We start from the raw sequence: 16,287 nt of genomic DNA, 5'->3' as shown, positions 1-16,287 counted from the left end.
CAAGCCTAAACCGTCGGGTGTGTCTGCCATGCGTCGGAAGCCCTGAATCGGGCGTTTCGGCAGGTCGAAGGCAAGTGAAGCAATCCTTACCGATGCAGAGACTTCGCGAAGGGAATAAGTTTGAACCCACAGGCGCTCGAACTCACTCCCACAAGGAAGAGGCTCAATGACCCGGATCGTGATCATCGGTGGCGGACCCGCAGGGTACGAGGCAGCGCTGGTGGCAGCACAACACGGGGGCACTGTCACTCTCGTCGATTCGGAAGGAGTGGGTGGCGCCTGCGTTCTGTGGGACTGCGTGCCGTCGAAGACGTTCATCGCGTCGACCGGCATCAGGACGGAGATGCGTCGCGCGACCGATCTCGGTATCTCGCTCGATCCATCGAAGGCCACCGTCGCGCTCCCGCAGATCAACGAGCGTGTGAAGAGCTTGGCGCAGGCCCAGTCGGCGGACATCGCGGCACGCGTGCGCTCGGTCGGCGTCGAACTGCTGTCCGGACGCGGCGAGATGATCGACAGCCAGGTCGGAATGGCTGCCCACCAGGTGCGTGCCACCCTCGCCGACGGCAGCGAGCGCATCCTCGACGCCGACGTCGTCCTGATCTCGACGGGTGCGAGCCCGCGGGTTCTGAAGGGTGCCGAACCGGACGGTGAGCGCATCCTCAACTGGCGTCAGCTGTACGACCTCGACGCGCTACCCGAGCACCTGATCGTCGTCGGATCCGGTGTCACCGGTGCCGAGTTCGTGTCGGCGTACACCGAGATGGGCGTCAAGGTGACCGCCGTGTCGAGCCGCGACCGCGTGCTGCCGCACGAGGACGAGGATGCAGCGCTCGTGCTGGAGGAGGCGTTCAACGAGCGTGGTGTCACGCTGGTCAAGCACGCCCGTGCCGAGTCCGTTCAGCGCACCGACTCCGGCGTGATCGTCACGCTCGCCGACGGCCGAACCGTCGAGGGCAGCCACGCGCTGATGACGGTCGGCTCGGTCCCGAACACGTCGGGCCTCGGTCTCGAGAAGGTCGGCATCGAACTCGACCGCGGCGGATACCTGCGCGTCGACCGCGTCTCGCGAACGTCCGTGTCGGGTATCTACGCCGCCGGTGACTGCACCGGCCTCCTGCCGCTCGCGTCGGTTGCGGCGATGCAGGGACGAATCGCGATGTACCACGCGCTCGGTGAGGGCGTCACGCCGATCAAGCTCAAGACCGTCGCGTCGGCGGTGTTCACACGCCCCGAGATCGCGTCGGTCGGCGTCAGCCAGTCGGCCATCGACAAGGGCGAGGTTCCGGCGCGCACGGTCATGTTGCCGCTCGCCACCAACCCGCGCGCCAAGATGTCCGGTCTCAAGCGCGGCTTCGTGAAGATCTTCTGCCGTCCGGCCACCGGCGTCGTCATCGGTGGCGTCGTCGTCGCGCCGACCGCGTCCGAGCTGATCCTGCCGATCGCGATGGCCGTGCAGAACAACCTGTCGGTCAACGACCTGGCTGCGACCTTCTCGGTGTACCCGTCGCTGACGGGGTCGATCACCGAGGCGGCGCGGCAGCTCATGCGTCACGACGATCTGGACTAGTGCGGCTTCGCCACCCGTGCGCGGAAAGTTGGCCCGGGTTGCAACTATCCAGGCACGGGTGGCGTAGCCGCACGTCGAGTTGTCATGACATACTGGCGTGTGCCGACCACCATCCGGCACACTTCGCACCCCAGTCGATCCTCGGGTAGCTCGTACATCCGTATTTCGCTGCTGGGAGAAATCCATGACAACCATTCCGTCGTTGGCTCGTCGCCTCGATTCCGTGCAGAGTTCGGCGATTCGCGACCTGCTCGCGTTGACTGCGCGCGACGATGTCATCTCGCTCGCCGGTGGGCTTCCGGCCACGGAACTCATTCCAGCGCAACGGGTTCGAGAAGCCGCGGCTGCGGTGCTGTCCGAACCTCAGGCCGTTCAGTACGGCGAGACCCCGGGATGGCGGGGGCTGCGCGAGGTCATCGCCGGACGTGAGTCCGACGCGATCGGACGCGTCGTCGATCCATCGAACGTCGTCGTGACGCACGGCTCGCAACAGGCGCTGACTCTGGTGGCGCAGGCTCTGGTGGACCCCGGCACAGTGGTCGTGGTCGACGAACCCGCGTATACCGGTGCGCTGCAAGTGTTTTCGATCGCCGGTGCCGACATCCACGCAATTCCGATCGCGGCCGACGGCATGGACACGTACGAGCTCGAGCGCCGTCTCGCGGCCGGTCTGCGCCCAGCCCTGGTCCATACGGTCGCCAACTTCCACAATCCTCGTGGCGTCACGATGTCGCACGACAAGCGAGCGCATCTCGCGGCGTTGGCCGATCGCTACGGATTCTGGATTCTCGAGGACGACCCCTACGGCGAGATCTGGTTCGACGCGCCGCCGTCGCCGCCGATCGCGGCGCACTCGGACCGTGTCGTCCGACTGTCGAGTGCGTCGAAGATCCTGGCACCGGCGCTACGGGTCGGCTGGATGGTCGCGCCGAAGAGAGTGTGCGACGCTGTCGAACTGCTCAAGCAGGGTGCGGACCTGTGCGGCTCGTCGATGACGCAGCAGATGACGGCCGAGATGCTGTCGGACACATCGTGGCTCGGGATGCATCTGGAACGTCTGCGCAGTGCGTACGGACAGCGCGCGACCGCGCTGCGGACTGCAGTGGAAGCAGAGTTCGACGATCGAGTGCACATCTCGCCCGCCGACGGCGGAATGTTCGTCTGGCTGACGTTCCGTGACGGCACGGACACGACCGCACTGCTCCCCACGGCGCTGGAGAACGGGGTGGCGTTCGTGCCCGGTCGAGCGTTCGCCGACGCGCCGCAGTACTCCGGTGCGGCGCGGCTCTGTTTCGCGAGTTCAGCGGAACCCGTTCTGCAGGAAGCAGTTCGACGTCTGAAGTCGGCTCACGCCGACACGGCTCACACGCTGTCGTAGGTGCGTTCGACGGCGCGGTTCCAGGTTCGGTACATCTCTTCGCGGACATCCTCGTCGAGATCGGGTTCCCACGTCTTGTCGGCGGCCCAATTGGCGCGGATGTCGTCCTCGCCGTTCCAGTAGCCGACGGCGAGGCCCGCGGCATAGGCTGCGCCCAGCGCGGTGGTCTCGTTGACGACCGGTCGCACGACGGGAACGCCGAGCACGTCGGATTGGAACTGCATGAGGAGCTCGTTGACGACCATGCCGCCGTCGACCTTGAGCGTCGTCAGCGTCACGTCGGAATCCGCGTTCATCGCGTCGATGACCTCGCGGGTCTGAAATGCAGTGGCCTCCAATGCTGCTCGGGCGATGTGCCCCTTGTTCGCGAAACGAGTGAGTCCGGAGATGACGCCGCGGGCATCCGGACGCCACCGCGGCGCGAACAGACCGGAGAACGCAGGCACGAAGTAGACACCGCCGTTGTCGTCGACGGTGTCCGCCAATTCTTCGATTTCTCGGGCGTCGCGGATGATGCCGAGATTGTCGCGCAACCACTGCACGAGCGAGCCCGTCACCGCGACGGATCCTTCGAGCGCGTAGACGGTGTCCGCGTCGCCGAGTTTGTAGCAGACGGTGGTGAGCAGTCCGTGCTCGCTGCGGACCGGTGTCGTTCCCGTGTTGAGCAACAAGAAGTTTCCGGTGCCGTAGGTGTTCTTCGCTTCGCCGGGAGACAGACACGCCTGCCCGAAGGTCGCGGCCTGCTGATCACCCAGGATCCCCGAGATGGGCACTCCCGCCAGCACGCCTCGCGGCCGAACCTCACCGTAGATCTCCGACGACGTCTTGATCTCGGGCAGCATCGACATCGGGATCTCGAAGTCCGCGCAGATGTCCTCGCGCCACTGCAGCGTCTCGATGTCCATCAGCAACGTGCGCGACGCGTTCGTGACGTCGGTGATGTGCTTGCCGCCGTTCGTGCCGCCGGTCAGGTTCCACAGCACCCACGAGTCCATCGTGCCGAAACACAGTTCTCCCGCATCGGCACGCTCGCGTGCCCCGTCCACGTTGTCGAGAATCCACCGCACCTTCGGGCCGGCGAAGTACGTCGACAGGGGAAGCCCGGTGACGCTCTGGTATCGGTCCGCACCCGCGTCGCCCGCGAGCTTCCTGCACAGTTCGTCGGTGCGCGTGTCCTGCCACACGATGGCGTTGTACACGGGTTTGCCCGTTGCCCTGTCCCAGACGAGCGCGGTCTCGCGTTGGTTGGTGATGCCGACGGCGGCGATGTCCTGCGCCTTGACGTCGGCGTTTCCGAGCGCGGCGCCGACGACCTCACGCACGCCCACCCAGATTTCCTCCGCGTCGTGCTCGACCCAGCCTGCGCGAGGGAAGATCTGCCGGTGCTCCTTCTGCGCCGAGCCGACGGGTTTGCCGTCGTGTCCGAAGATGATGCACCTGCTCGAGGTGGTTCCCTGGTCGATCGATGCGATGAAGGTGTCGGACGTCACCAAAGCTCCCTTGTTCGGCCGGATCTATCGTTTCGGGTCGCGCGGGTATACGTGACGAACGGTAGCCTTGCGGTGAATCTCGGAGAAGCACGACATCCGGGTAGAGCACGGCTGCTTCGAATCCACGCGACACGGGAGCGAGTTCTTGAGCAACAAGTCGAACACCACATCCCTCGGGCCACAGGCGCGCGACGACGCGTGGGAGCAGCTGGGATCCGAACAGTTCGACGTCGTGGTCGTCGGCGGTGGCGTGGTCGGAGCCGGAGCGGCACTCGACGCGGCGACGCGTGGGCTCAAGGTGGCGCTCGTCGAGGCACGTGACTTCGCGTCCGGTACGTCGAGTCGCTCGTCGAAGATGTTCCACGGCGGTCTGCGCTACCTCGAGCAGCTCGAGTTCGGGCTGGTGCGTGAGGCTCTGCACGAGCGCGAGCTGTCGCTGTCGACACTTGCTCCCCACCTGGTCAAACCGCTGAAATTCCTGTTCCCGCTGACGCATCGTGTCTGGGAACGTCCCTACATCGCGTCGGGAATCTTTCTGTACGACCGAATGGGCGGCGCCAAGTCCGTTCCCGCGCAGAAACATCTGACGCGCTCCGGCGCGCTGCGGATGGCTCCCGGCATGAAGCGCAAGTCGCTGATCGGCGGAATTCGCTACTACGACACCGTCGTCGACGACGCGAGGCACACGATGACCGTCGCGCGGACGGCGGCTCAGTACGGGGCCGTCGTTCGGACGTCGACGCAGGTCGTCGGATTCCTGCGCGAAGCCGATCGAGTGTCGGGCGTGCGGGTGCGGGACTCGGAGAACGGTGCCACCACCGAGGTACGCGGCCACGTCGTCATCAACGCGACGGGTGTGTGGACCGACGAGATCCAGGCGTTGTCGTCGCAACGCGGTAGGTTCCGTGTTCGCGCATCCAAGGGCGTGCACATCGTCGTCCCGCGCGATCGCATCGTCAGCGAGGCGGCCATCATTCTGCGCACCGAGAAGTCCGTGCTGTTCATCATCCCGTGGGGTGCTCATTGGATCATCGGCACCACCGACACCGACTGGAAGCTCGATCTCGCCCACCCGGCGGCGACGAAAGCCGACATCGACTACATCCTCGGCGAGGTCAACACGGTTCTGGTGACGCCGTTGACGCACGAGGACATCGACGGTGTCTACGCCGGATTGCGGCCGCTGCTGGCGGGGGAGAGCGACGAGACGTCGAAGTTGTCCCGTGAACACGCCGTCGCGCGCGTTGCGCCCGGACTCGTCGCCATCGCGGGCGGCAAGTACACGACGTACCGGGTCATGGCCAAGGACGCCGTCGACCTCGCGTCCGACGACATTCCGGCGCGCGTCGCGTCGTCGATCACCGAGAAGGTGCCGCTGCTCGGTGCCGACGGCTACTTCGCGCTGGTCAACCAGACCCACCACCTCGCCCAGATGTACGGTCTGCATCCCTATCGGGTCACGCATCTGCTCGATCGGTACGGTTCGCTGATCGACGACGTTCTCGCGCTGGCAGCCGACAAGCCGTATCTGCTGCAGCCCATCACCGACGCGCCCAGCTACCTGCAGGTCGAGGTCGTTTACGCGGCGGTGGCCGAGGGCGCGTTGCACCTCGAGGACATCCTGGCGCGTCGCACACGCATCTCCATCGAATACTCGCACCGCGGCGTCAACTGTGCCGAGCAGGTCGCGGGACTGGTGGCGCCCATTCTCGGATGGGATGCGTCGGACGTCGATCGAGAGGTGACCACCTACACGGCGCGCGTGGAGGCTGAGATCAAATCACAGATGCAACCGGACGACGATTCTGCGGATGCACTGCGCGTCGTCGCCCCGGAGGCGCGTCAGGAGATCCTCGAACCGGTGCAGCCCGGAACGCACTGACCTGTGCCTTCCGTCAGTGCGTCAGCACTATCTTGACGGACACGATGAGCGCAGCCGCGACGGCCAACGCGATGGATCCGAGCAGCGTTCCGCGCGTTGGTTTCTCGCCGCGCAAGCGGCCGATGACGAAATTGGTCGACGCGATGCGCGCGATGATGACGACCTCGGCGGCGATCTGACCGATCGCCGGGTCGAGCAGTCCCCACCAGCCGACGGCGAGCAGAGCTGCGGGCAGGACCGTTGCGCTGAGGATCGGCACCGAGTCGCGTAGTTGCTCCCACCGTCCCGCGCGCGACAGATGCGAGCCGGTGCGCACGGTCTGCCCTACCCCTTCGGCGAACGCGTGCGCCACGAAGGTCGACACTCCGGTGCCCACGACGATCGCGACTCCCTGAAACGTGTGTTCCTCCGGTGACGTAAGGGGAATCAGCGCAGCGAGAATCAGGATGTTGCCGTACACGTAGGCGCTGATCCGGCTGGCCGCGTTCTCGCGGTCGAGCGGGTCGGTGCGCGACAGCAGCGGGCGATGCAGCAGGTGTCGCAGATTCGGCGCCATGGTGAGGGAGCCTAGTGCGGCGCGGCGCGGACCATCTGCTGTTCTCGGGTACGGACGAGCGACCGAGGAGCACGTGCTGCCATCGGGCCCGACGCGGCCATCGCGACGAGGGTGAGTATCGCCAAGAAGATCATGATTCGATCCTGGCGCGACTTCCTGTGGATCAGCTGGGACTGGGCTGGCAGTACGGGCAGTAATAGATCTGCCGCTCTTCCATCGGATTGTCGCCGAGGAGCCCGAACTCGATCGTCGTGCCACATCGCCTGCACGGTTTTCCTTCTCGGCCGTACACCCAGAAGTGGCGGCCCGCCCGACGGTCGCCGGTGGTGACGCGCTGGTTGCGGTCCTTGTTGGCCCAGATCGTTCGATACGACAGGTCGACCATCTTGCCGATGTTGCCTGCCTCGCGCACCGGGGTACGTGGGTCGACGCCGCGAAGGAAGCAGATCTCGTTGCGGTACACGTTGCCCAAGCCGGCGAGGTTGCGTTGATCGAGCAGCGCGAGACCGACGGCGCGGTCGGGATCGGCGGAGATGTTCGCGACGGCTGTGCCTGCATCCCAGTCGTCGCCGAGCAGATCGGGACCGAGGTAGCCGACGGCCTCGTCCTCGTTCTCGAGAATCTCGAGAACGCCGAGTTCGAAGCCCACTGCCGTCGCGTCGTCGTTCTCGAGAATCGCCCGCGCCTGGAATGCGGGTCGCCGCCACTTCGCGCCGTGGGGATAGACCTGCCACGTCCCTTCCATCTTCAGATGGCTGTGAATCGAATGACCTGCCACGCGGATCAACAGATGCTTGCCGCGCGATGCGACCGAGTCGACGGTCTGACCGGTGAAGTCGACTGTGGCATAACGCGGCACACGAATGTCGCAGCGAGTGAGCACTTTTCCTTCGAGTGCGGCGCGGAGTTTGTTCGCAGCACGATAGACGGTGTCGCCTTCGGGCACGGCTACCCCCGGAGCCTGAGGCCGCGCGGCGTCGCAGAGAAACCCGCTGTGACAAGCGTTTTCGAGAAGTCGGTGCCGTGGATGTCGTGTCCGTCGACGCGTTCGACGAGCAGCTTGTCGACGCCACCGCGCTTCACCGTCGCGGCCAACGCCTGTGCGGCCGTCGCAGTGACCTCCTCGTTGTCGGAAAACGTCAACACGGTCTTTCCTCCTCGTTCGACGAACAGAGTCAGTTCGCCCTCGTGCAGGACAACGAGTGCACCTGCTTTGCGTCCCGGTCGGTGTCGCGGGGTGTCGACGTCGTCGTCGGGCTTCGGCCACGGCAGCGCGGCGCCGTACGGGTTGGCGGGATCACACGCAGCCAGAACGACGGCCCCTGTCTTCTCCCGCTCGTCGTAGCTGCGCAGCCGGTCGACGACCTCGGATGTCGAGAACTGTGCGCCGCCGAGCGAATCGACGAAGTAGCCGCGTCGGCTGCGACCTGAGTCCTCGAATGTCGTCAGCACCTTGTACATCGTCGCGAACCCGCCCGGGATTCCCTCGTTCATGACGGAACCCCGCGTCACGACGCCGTACCGTTCGAGCAGCACGTCGGCGGTGGCGTGCGCGCGAACGGTCGGATCCGGTTCGAGTTCGGGGACACGGGACCAGCGTCCGCCCGCCGTCGGCGGACCGCTGCGTGACGGTAGCGTCGGGCGCTCGAATCGCCGATACGACCGCAGACGCGGTGTGCGCCTGGGCGCCCGGTGGCTCGGCGCCGACCTGGTGGTGGTGGCGTTCAGCAGGGCGCGCAACGGCGCGAACGTGTCATTGCTGAGGCGGCCGGCCCAGACGAGCTCCCACAATGCTGCGACCAGGCTGTCGTCGTCGGTGCTGCCGACGGTGTCGGACAGTTGGCGGAAGAAGTACGCGCCGCCTGCCGCGACGGCGTCGAGCACGTTGATCTGCAACTCCGACAGGTCTGCTTCGGCAGGCGGCGCCAATGTCAGGGGCGCCGTGTCGGCCATGTGCAGACAGACCCAGCCGTCCTTCGAGCTGATGGACCCGTGGCCGGACCAGACCACCTCACCGGTGGAGGTCAGTTCGTCGAGCATCGCGGGGGAGTAGTCGCGCACGCGCGACGACAGAACGAGCGACTCCCACGCCGACGCCGGAATGGGCACTCCCGCAAGCTGCTCCACGACCGACGCCACTCCGTCGATGCCACTGAGCTGGCGACTGTCGACGTGTTGCCACGCCGGGAGGAAGCGCCCGAGGGTCGCGGTGCCGACAGGTTCCACTTCCTGTCGTGCGGCCGCGAGAGACCGTCGCCGGAGCCTGCGCAGCACCTCGGCGTCGCACCACTCGCTCCCGGTCTTCTCGGGCCGGAACTCGCCTTCGACGACGCGCTTGTCGGCGCCGAGGGTTGCCAATACACCCCGTACGACGGCGGTTCCGATACCGAACCGTGCTGCGACGTCGTCGACCGAGAACGGTCCGTGCGTACGGGCGTAGCGGCTGATCAGATCGATCATCGGGTCGTCGACCGGTTCGATGAACGCGTTGGGCGTTCCGATCGGAAGGGGTACACCGAGCGCGTCGCGCAGGCGGCTGGCGTCTTCGATCGCGGCCCACCACGTGTTCCCGGCGTACGTGACCTCCAACGCTCGTCTGGCCGAGACCAGTTCGTCCAGCCAGAGTCGCGACTCGTCACCGTGGGTCCTGGCGTCGACCTCGTCGGCGGTGAGCGGGCCGAGTAGACGCAGGAGGTCGGCGACGCCTTCGATGTCCTTCGCGCGCCGATCGGGCACGAGGCGTTGCAGTTCGAGTTCGGTGGTCTCGATGACCGACTGATCGAGCAGTTCCCGCAGTTCGACGCGACCGAGCAACTCGGCGAGCAGCGCGGAGTCCAGCGACAATGCCTGCGCACGACGTTCGGCGAGCGGACTGTCGCCCTCGTACATGAACGCGCCGACGTAGTTGAACAGCAACGAGTTGGCGAACGGCGACGGCGACGGTGTCTCGACCTCGACGATCCGGATCTGCCGACGCCCGATCTGCGCAAGGATCTCTTCGAGAGCGGGGAGGTCGTACACGTCCTGCAGGCATTCGCGCACGGTCTCGAGCAGGATCGGGAATGTCGGATAGCGGCGGGCGACATCGAGCAGTTGCGACGCGCGCTGCCGCTGCTGCCACAGGGGTGCACGCTTTCCCGGATTGCGTCGGGGAAGAAGCAGTGCGCGCGCGGCACATTCACGGAAGCGCGATGCGAACAGCGCCGAACCACCGACCTGCTCGGTGACGATGTCGGCGATCTCGTCGCTGTCGAACACGAACAGGTCGGCGCCGGGCGGATTGTCGTCGGTGTCGGGGAGTCGGACGATGATGCCGTCGTCGGACGCCGTCGGTGCCGCGTCGATGCCGTAGCGCTCGATCAGCCGCGCGCCGATCGCGAGTGCCCACGGGGCATGCACTTGCTGGCCGTAGGTCGAGTGCAGCACGAGGCGCCAATCGCCCAGTTCGTCGCGGAACCGTTCGACGATCATCGTGCGGTCCGTGGGAAGTTGCCCGGTCGTCTCCTTCTGTTCGTCGAGAAGCGAGATCAGGTTGGTGACCGCGTTGGCGTCGAGACCGTCGCCGCTCAGTCGCGCGTCGAGGCCCTCGCGTTCGGACGTACTGCGGAGGAACTCGCCGAGAGCCCGACCCAGTTCGGCGGGACGGCCGAGGCCGTCGCCGTGCCAGAACGGCAGACGCCCGGGCTGACCGTACGCGGGGCTGACGAGCACGCGGTCGTGGGTGATCTCCTCGATGCGCCAACTGGTGGCGCCGAGTGCGAACACATCCCCGACGCGCGATTCGTAGACCATTTCCTCGTCGAGTTCGCCTACGCGAGAGGCCTTTTCGCCGACCATATACACCGTGAACAGTCCGCGGTCGGGGATCGAACCGCCGGACGTGACGGCAAGCCGCTGCGACCCGGGACGGCCGGTGAGGGTATTGGCGTCGCGATCCCACACCAGGCGAGGACGTAGTTCGGCGAATTCGTCCGACGGATAGCGACCGGACAGCAGGTCGAGCGTCGACTCGTAGGCCGAGCGCGGCAGGGTCGCGAAGCTGCCGGTGCGCCGGACCGCGTCGAACCAGTCGTGTGCGTCGATGGGCTCGAGTGCACACGCCGCAACGGTCTGCTGCGCGAGGATGTCCAACGGATTGGCCGGTACGGCAAGCGCTTCGATCTTGCCGGTCGTCATCCGCTCGACGGTGACGGCGCAGTGGATCAGATCGGTGCGATGCTTCGGGAAGAGCACGCCTTTCGAGATCTCACCCACCTGGTGGCCGGCGCGTCCGACGCGCTGGAGTCCGCTCGCCACGGACGGGGGTGCTTCGACCTGAACGACGAGATCGACTGCGCCCATGTCGATTCCGAGCTCGAGACTGCTGGTGGCGACGACGCATCGCAGTCGGCCGGATTTGAGGTCGTCCTCGATGAGGGCGCGCTGATCCTTGCTGACGCTGCCGTGATGGGCGCGCGCGAGAAGCGGCTCGGCCCCGTGGTTGACCTCGCCCGAGCTGCCGAGCTGCGACGCGGGCCCGTGTGCGGTGTCGATTCCGTCGCCGAGTCGCTCGGCGTACACCTCGTTGAGTCGGGCCGTCAGACGTTCGGCCAGGCGACGAGAGTTGGCGAAGACGATGCACGACTTGTGGTCGAGGATCAGGTCGACCATCTTCTCCTCGACGTGTGGCCAGATGGACCCCTGCTGCGGCGCGGCCGACGCGTCTCCTTCGGCGGGCGTGGTGACACCGAGCTCGGTCATGTCCTCGACCGGCACCTGCACCGTGAGGTCGAACGTCTTCGGCGCAGGCGGGGCGACGATCTCGATCGGCGCAGCGCCGGTGAGGAATCGGCCGACCTCCTCGTGCGGCCGGACCGTCGCGGACAGGCCGATGCGTTGCGTGGGTTTCGGCAGCATCAGGTCGAGGCGTTCGAGCGAGAGCGCGAGGTGCGACCCGCGCTTCGTGCCTGCGACGGCATGGACCTCGTCGACGATGACGGTGTCGACGAGCGTCAGAGCCTCGCGCGCCGACGACGTCAGCATCAGGAACAGTGACTCCGGGGTGGTGATGAGGATGTCCGGGGGAGTCTTGATCATGGTGCGGCGGTCGGCCTGACTTGTGTCGCCGGACCGGACACCGACGGAGATGTCCGGCGGTTCGAGGCCGAGACGCTTGGCCGTCTGAGTGACACCGACCAGCGGTGCGCGCAGGTTGCGTTCGACGTCGACCGCAAGGGCCTTCAGCGGCGAGATGTAGAGAACTTTCGTCTTGCGTTCGGCCTGGACGTCCCGGGTGGCCAGCTGATCGATGGACCACAGGAACGCCGACAGCGTCTTGCCCGAACCGGTCGGCGCGACGACCAACGTGTGGCGACCGCTCGAGATTGCTTCCCAGGCCCCTGCCTGCGCGGACGTCGGACTGTGGAACGCGCCGGCGAACCACTCCTGCGTCGGCGCGGAGAAACGCGCGAGTGCCGCCGTCGCGTCGGTCTCTACTTTTCGGGCCATTCGACCATGATGCCCCGAGGCACCGACAACGAACCTCGAACGTGTGGGGACGGCGCTCGCTGGGTACTGGACCAGCCATGACCGACGACCAAGAGATCATGCAGAAGATCACCGCAGAACTCGACGCTCGACTGGGCAAGGAAACCAACGGCCTGCAGAACGAAGTTCCGCCGGGCGCCAGCGTCCAGGAAGACGACGGTGAGCGCGGTCCCCTTGGGCGGGACTACCACCTGGCCGCGAAGTACGCGCAGGCACTGGCGATCGGCGAGCCGCAGCTGATCGACCGGGCCGAGTTCGATCGCCTGGTCGAGCAGTACGGCTGACGCCATGTGAGTACTAATGTAGAGCCCGCTCTACATAAGTACTCACGTGCGCCGAAGGCGCCCGACAGGCATCATCGATGTGTGACGGAAAGAAAGAAGCACGGCGTCACTTTCGAGTCGTTCGTCGACAAGCAGATTCGAGAAGCGCAGGAGCAGGGCGCGTTCGAGAACCTCGAGGGCGCAGGCAAGCCGATCCCGAAGGGGACCGGTCCGCACGACGAGTTGTGGTGGATCAAGGGCTATCTGAAACGAGAGAACCTGTCCACCGATGCGCTCCTGCCCGAATCGTTGCAGCTACGCAAGGAAATCGAGAAACTTCCGGCCGTCCTGATCGACATGCGGCTCGAGGAGTCTGTCCGCAGCCATCTGCACGATCTGAACGCCCGCGTCGTCGCCTGGATTCGGGTGCCGTCGCCTCCGTTGATTCCCATCTCTCCGGTCGACGTCGACGCGTGGGTCGAGCAGTGGCGGGTGAACCGGGCCGCGGTCGACGCGGCCGCCCGGGCCTCCCGTGCGTCTAGCCCCGGATCGTCTGCGGCGCCGACGACGCGGCCTGGCTGGTGGCAGCGCCTGCGGGCCCGATGTGCGCGATGACGTCGTCGATCGTGCGTGCCGTCACGTAGGTCGCGACGGACACGCGGCCCCGCACACGCGTCGGGACCAAGGGGTCGTCGGGTGACGGCGAGCGGGTGCCCTCGTCGACGACGATGGATATCGGTCCACCGAACGTGCGCCGCGCATATTCGACGGCTTCGGTGACAGCCCTGTCGAACTGCGCCTGGTCGACGCGGCCGCGAGGGCCGGTGCTGAGCCCGTGCCCCGGTGGATCGACCGCGACGACGTCGTACCCGCGCTCTCGCAGTTCCACGGCCAGCGGAGTGCAATAGCGAGCGTGTGAGCCAGGTCGGGCAGGCAGGACGATCGTCCTGCGCCCACCCCCACGATGCACTTCGCAGTGCACACTTCCGTCGGGTGTCCGCAGTTGAACGTGTTCACCTGCGGCGACGCCCACGACTGCCGATGCCGGTGCCAGGGCTGCCTCACACGCGGCGTCGCGTTCGAGAGCGTATTCGGGCAGGAGAATCGGCCGTCCCTGCAGCAGGATCATGATTGCCGCGCATTCTCGCGACGTCAGCGTCGGCGACCATCCGGTGGCCGTGTGCAGGGCCGTCGAGTCGACGACGGGTTCGCCTGCCGTCACCCATTGGCCCGAGAACGGCGTGAGGCCCAGACGGAAGGCGATGTTCGCGGCGACGACGGCCGCACGTTCAGGCACGTCGAACAGCCTCTGACCCTGCATCGCAGCGAGTTCACGCACGCCTGTCCAGTCGCGTGGCCCGACGTTGTACGGTCCGTCGAGATCCTGTTTCACCGCCCGGTGGAACGCGTCGGCGAGGTCGTGTTGATGCAGGAACTGGTACGACGCGCGATCAGCCTGTGGGAATGCGCCGATCGTGGACGTGAACTGATCGATGCCGTCGTTGGAGAAGTCGGGACCGATGATGTACGTCGGCCGGAGCATGCTGACAGCCATCTCGCCCGGGTGTCGCCGCAGCCACCATTCCGCGTAGTGCTCGACCTCGGCCTTGTCGTGGAAGTAGTACCGGTCGGGATCGCCTGCGGGATAGTCCTTCTCGGTCAGAGGCTCGTCGTGGATGTCCGGGCCGTACGCGTTGATGCTCGACGCGATGACCATGCGTCGTACGCCTGCGCGGTACGCGCTGTCGAGCACGTTGCGCGATCCGCGCTGGTTGATGTCGTGTGTCGTTCGTTTGTCGCGCAGCTCCTCCACGACGAACGCGAGATGGACGACGACGTCGCACCCCCGAAAGATGTGTTCCATCTCCGGAGATCGGATGTCGGACCGAACGGACTGCAATTTGGGGTGCACGAGGGGGGTCCGTCGACGCGCGATTCCCACGACCGACTCGACGTCGTCGTCGTCGAGCAATCCAGGGAGTATCGCCCGAGCGAAGTCGCTCGTCGCTCCGGTCACCGCGATGCGAAGTGTCACGACGGCAGCTCCGCGCGGCTTTCGGCGACCGTGTCGGTGATGGTCTCGATCGCGGTCCTGATGTGCGAATCCGTGTGCGACGCCATCGCGCACAGCCGCAACAGGGCCCCGTCGCGTGGGACTGCAGGGTGCAGAGCCGCGCTGGTGAAGATGCCTCGGTCGAACAGCGTGCGCCACAGGCTCATTGCGACGAGATCGTCGCCGACGTGCAGTGACACGATCGGAGACGCGGTGTCACCGCCCGGTGTCCTCGATCGCGCGCCGACGTCGAGACCGGCGTCGGCCAGTCCTTTTCGTAGTGTTTCTGCGTTGTGCAGTACGCGGTCGGCGCGTTGACGACCTTCGTCGCTGCGGATGAGCCTGACCGACGCGAGGGAAGCACCCACTGCTGCCGGCACCCCCGACGTCGTGAACAGAAAGGCGCGGGCGTGGATGCGCAGTGTGTCGAGCAGGTCGTTCGAGCCTGCGATGAATCCGCCGGTGGAACTGGGACTCTTCGACAGAGAGGCCATACGGATGTCGGTGTCGTTCTCGGTTCCGAACAGTTCGGCGGCGCCGGTCAGCCGGTCGCCGTAGACGCCGAGACTGTGTGCCTCGTCGACCATCAGTGCTGCACCGTATTTCGTGCACAGGGCGGTGATTTCGTCGAGCGGAGCGAGATCACCTTCCATCGAATACAGACCGTCGACGATGACCAGGACGGCACTGTCGCCGTCGACCGGTTCCTGCAGCTTGGCTTCGAGATCCTGCAGGTCGTTGTGTGCGAACTTGCGAATTCGGGCACCGGACAGCTGGCTTCCGTCGCGAATCGACGCGTGCGCTGCGGAGTCGACGACGATGACGTCCTGTTTGCCGACGACAGCGCTGATCGTGCCGACGTTCGTCTGATAGCCGGTGGTGAACACCATGGCCCCCTCGGTGCGATGCCATTCGGCGATCTCGTTCTCCAATTCGAGGTGGAGATCCATCGTGCCGTTGAGCAGTCGGCTCCCGGTGATGGCGGAGCCGAAGGTGTCCAGCGCCTCTCGGGCGCCGCGTTTGATGTCGGGGTGGTCGGCGAGTCCCAGATAGTTGTTGGAACCCAACATGATCTTGTCCACGCCTTCGACCTGTACGACGGGCGCGGTTGCCGATTCCATGACGCGGAAATAGGGGCTGACGTCGGCGTCACGAACGGAGCGAAGCAATTCGACGCGGTCGTCGCCGTCGAGTCTCTTGATCAATCGGTTTACGGTCATCTGTCCCTGGTCTCCTAGGGCATCGTCGGGTGCACGGAAGTCGAGCACTACGTAGATTCGATGGTCGCGAACTCGAGAAGTAGTTCGGCGCGGGTGCGTAATCGGATGGGTGTGGAGAACGAATTCGGAGCGGAAATTTCCATTTCCGCAGATCGAAACTCGTTTTACGGACAAAACAAACTCGCAACCCGGTTTCCATCGACACAAGAAACCTCGAACCGGAGGTTTCGGCAGGTGAGACTGCGGGTAGATCGCCGTCCGGTTGCGAATTCGATTGTCGCTGTTCAGTCATGCCCACGGTGCGAACCGCTCGTGTGCATATCACTCTTGTATTCATCGAAGGAGAAAC

Annotated in this window: 12 protein-coding genes; 5 read left to right on the top strand and 7 right to left on the bottom strand. The window is 65.8% G+C overall.

Going from position 1 to position 16,287, the window contains the following annotated elements:
- Positions 1-166: 166 nt before the first annotated feature.
- Both RhoFasB10_RS19335 and RhoFasB10_RS19330 read left to right on the top strand, forming a co-directional pair.
- Positions 167-1,570, top strand: a complete 1,404-nt coding sequence (locus RhoFasB10_RS19335; RefSeq protein WP_068431986.1) for an NAD(P)H-quinone dehydrogenase — start codon at positions 167-169, stop codon at positions 1,568-1,570.
- Between the two features lie 184 nt (positions 1,571-1,754).
- Positions 1,755-2,948, top strand: coding sequence for a PLP-dependent aminotransferase family protein (locus tag RhoFasB10_RS19330; protein ID WP_068431984.1), 1,194 nt, complete (start codon positions 1,755-1,757; stop codon positions 2,946-2,948).
- Here RhoFasB10_RS19330 and glpK read toward each other — a convergent pair.
- Complete coding sequence (gene glpK / locus RhoFasB10_RS19325; RefSeq protein ID WP_068431981.1) at positions 2,933-4,438, bottom strand: glycerol kinase GlpK; 1,506 nt, start codon at positions 4,436-4,438, stop codon at positions 2,933-2,935. The two genes, RhoFasB10_RS19330 and glpK, sit on opposite strands and share 16 nt — an antisense overlap.
- Positions 4,439-4,583: 145 nt before the next feature.
- Here glpK and RhoFasB10_RS19320 point away from each other — a divergent pair, with 145 nt between their 5' ends.
- Positions 4,584-6,320, top strand: a complete 1,737-nt coding sequence (locus RhoFasB10_RS19320) for a glycerol-3-phosphate dehydrogenase/oxidase (RefSeq protein ID WP_068431977.1) — start codon at positions 4,584-4,586, stop codon at positions 6,318-6,320.
- A gap of 13 nt (positions 6,321-6,333) precedes the next feature.
- Here the strand turns inward: RhoFasB10_RS19320 and RhoFasB10_RS19315 are convergent, their stop codons facing one another.
- The 4 genes from RhoFasB10_RS19315 to RhoFasB10_RS19305 are packed head-to-tail and all read right to left on the bottom strand — an operon-like array spanning position 6,334 to position 12,363.
- Entirely contained in the window at positions 6,334-6,876 is a 543-nt protein-coding gene (locus RhoFasB10_RS19315) for a hypothetical protein (RefSeq protein ID WP_068431974.1), read from the bottom strand.
- A gap of 11 nt (positions 6,877-6,887) precedes the next feature.
- Positions 6,888-7,010: a hypothetical protein gene (locus RhoFasB10_RS26700; protein WP_261769047.1), complete on the bottom strand. Its 123-nt coding sequence runs from the start codon at positions 7,008-7,010 to the stop codon at positions 6,888-6,890.
- Positions 7,011-7,039: 29 nt separating this feature from the next.
- Positions 7,040-7,822: a DNA-formamidopyrimidine glycosylase family protein gene (locus RhoFasB10_RS19310; RefSeq protein ID WP_068431971.1), complete on the bottom strand. Its 783-nt coding sequence runs from the start codon at positions 7,820-7,822 to the stop codon at positions 7,040-7,042.
- A 2-nt stretch (positions 7,823-7,824) separates the two neighbouring features.
- A complete protein-coding gene (locus tag RhoFasB10_RS19305) occupies positions 7,825-12,363 on the bottom strand; it encodes an ATP-dependent helicase (protein ID WP_068431968.1) in 4,539 nt (1,512 codons plus the stop codon).
- 77 nt (positions 12,364-12,440) lie between these two features.
- Here RhoFasB10_RS19305 and RhoFasB10_RS19300 point away from each other — a divergent pair, with 77 nt between their 5' ends.
- Together RhoFasB10_RS19300 and RhoFasB10_RS19295 are read left to right on the top strand one after the other, a co-directional pair.
- On the top strand, positions 12,441-12,686 hold the full coding sequence (locus RhoFasB10_RS19300; RefSeq protein ID WP_068431965.1) for a modification methylase HgiDII: 246 nt from the start codon (positions 12,441-12,443) through the stop codon (positions 12,684-12,686).
- An 81-nt stretch (positions 12,687-12,767) separates the two neighbouring features.
- Positions 12,768-13,280 carry a DUF1992 domain-containing protein gene (locus RhoFasB10_RS19295; RefSeq protein WP_068431961.1) on the top strand — a complete coding sequence of 171 codons (513 nt, stop codon included), beginning with the start codon at positions 12,768-12,770 and terminating at the stop codon, positions 13,278-13,280.
- Here the strand turns inward: RhoFasB10_RS19295 and RhoFasB10_RS26815 are convergent.
- Positions 13,204-14,700 (bottom strand): NAD-dependent epimerase/dehydratase family protein, encoded by a 1,497-nt coding sequence (locus RhoFasB10_RS26815; protein WP_068431958.1) that lies wholly within the window; start codon positions 14,698-14,700, stop codon positions 13,204-13,206. The two genes, RhoFasB10_RS19295 and RhoFasB10_RS26815, sit on opposite strands and share 77 nt — an antisense overlap.
- Positions 14,697-15,938 (bottom strand): aminotransferase class I/II-fold pyridoxal phosphate-dependent enzyme, encoded by a 1,242-nt coding sequence (locus RhoFasB10_RS19285; RefSeq protein WP_068432103.1) that lies wholly within the window; start codon positions 15,936-15,938, stop codon positions 14,697-14,699. Before RhoFasB10_RS19285 ends, RhoFasB10_RS26815 begins: the two co-directional genes overlap by 4 nt.
- Between the last annotated feature and the right edge of the window lie 349 nt (positions 15,939-16,287).

This window comes from Rhodococcus sp. B10 (assembly GCF_011770055.1).
Taxonomy (GTDB): Bacteria; Actinomycetota; Actinomycetes; order Mycobacteriales; family Mycobacteriaceae; genus Rhodococcoides; species Rhodococcoides kyotonensis_B.
This window is presented reverse-complemented; position numbering and strand designations above follow the sequence as displayed.

What these genes read in the sequence shown, in the direction of transcription:
- RhoFasB10_RS19300 (WP_068431965.1), top strand. Translation starts at nt 12,441, where the DNA reads ATGACCGACGACCAAGAGATCATGCAGAAGATCACCGCAGAACTCGAC.
- RhoFasB10_RS19315 (WP_068431974.1), bottom strand. Translation starts at nt 6,876, where the DNA reads ATGGCGCCGAATCTGCGACACCTGCTGCATCGCCCGCTGCTGTCGCGC.
- RhoFasB10_RS19305 (WP_068431968.1), bottom strand. Translation starts at nt 12,363, where the DNA reads ATGGCCCGAAAAGTAGAGACCGACGCGACGGCGGCACTCGCGCGTTTC.
- RhoFasB10_RS19335 (WP_068431986.1), top strand. Translation starts at nt 167, where the DNA reads ATGACCCGGATCGTGATCATCGGTGGCGGACCCGCAGGGTACGAGGCA.
- RhoFasB10_RS19285 (WP_068432103.1), bottom strand. Translation starts at nt 15,938, where the DNA reads ATGACCGTAAACCGATTGATCAAGAGACTCGACGGCGACGACCGCGTC.
- RhoFasB10_RS26700 (WP_261769047.1), bottom strand. Translation starts at nt 7,010, where the DNA reads ATGATCTTCTTGGCGATACTCACCCTCGTCGCGATGGCCGCGTCGGGC.
- RhoFasB10_RS19330 (WP_068431984.1), top strand. Translation starts at nt 1,755, where the DNA reads ATGACAACCATTCCGTCGTTGGCTCGTCGCCTCGATTCCGTGCAGAGT.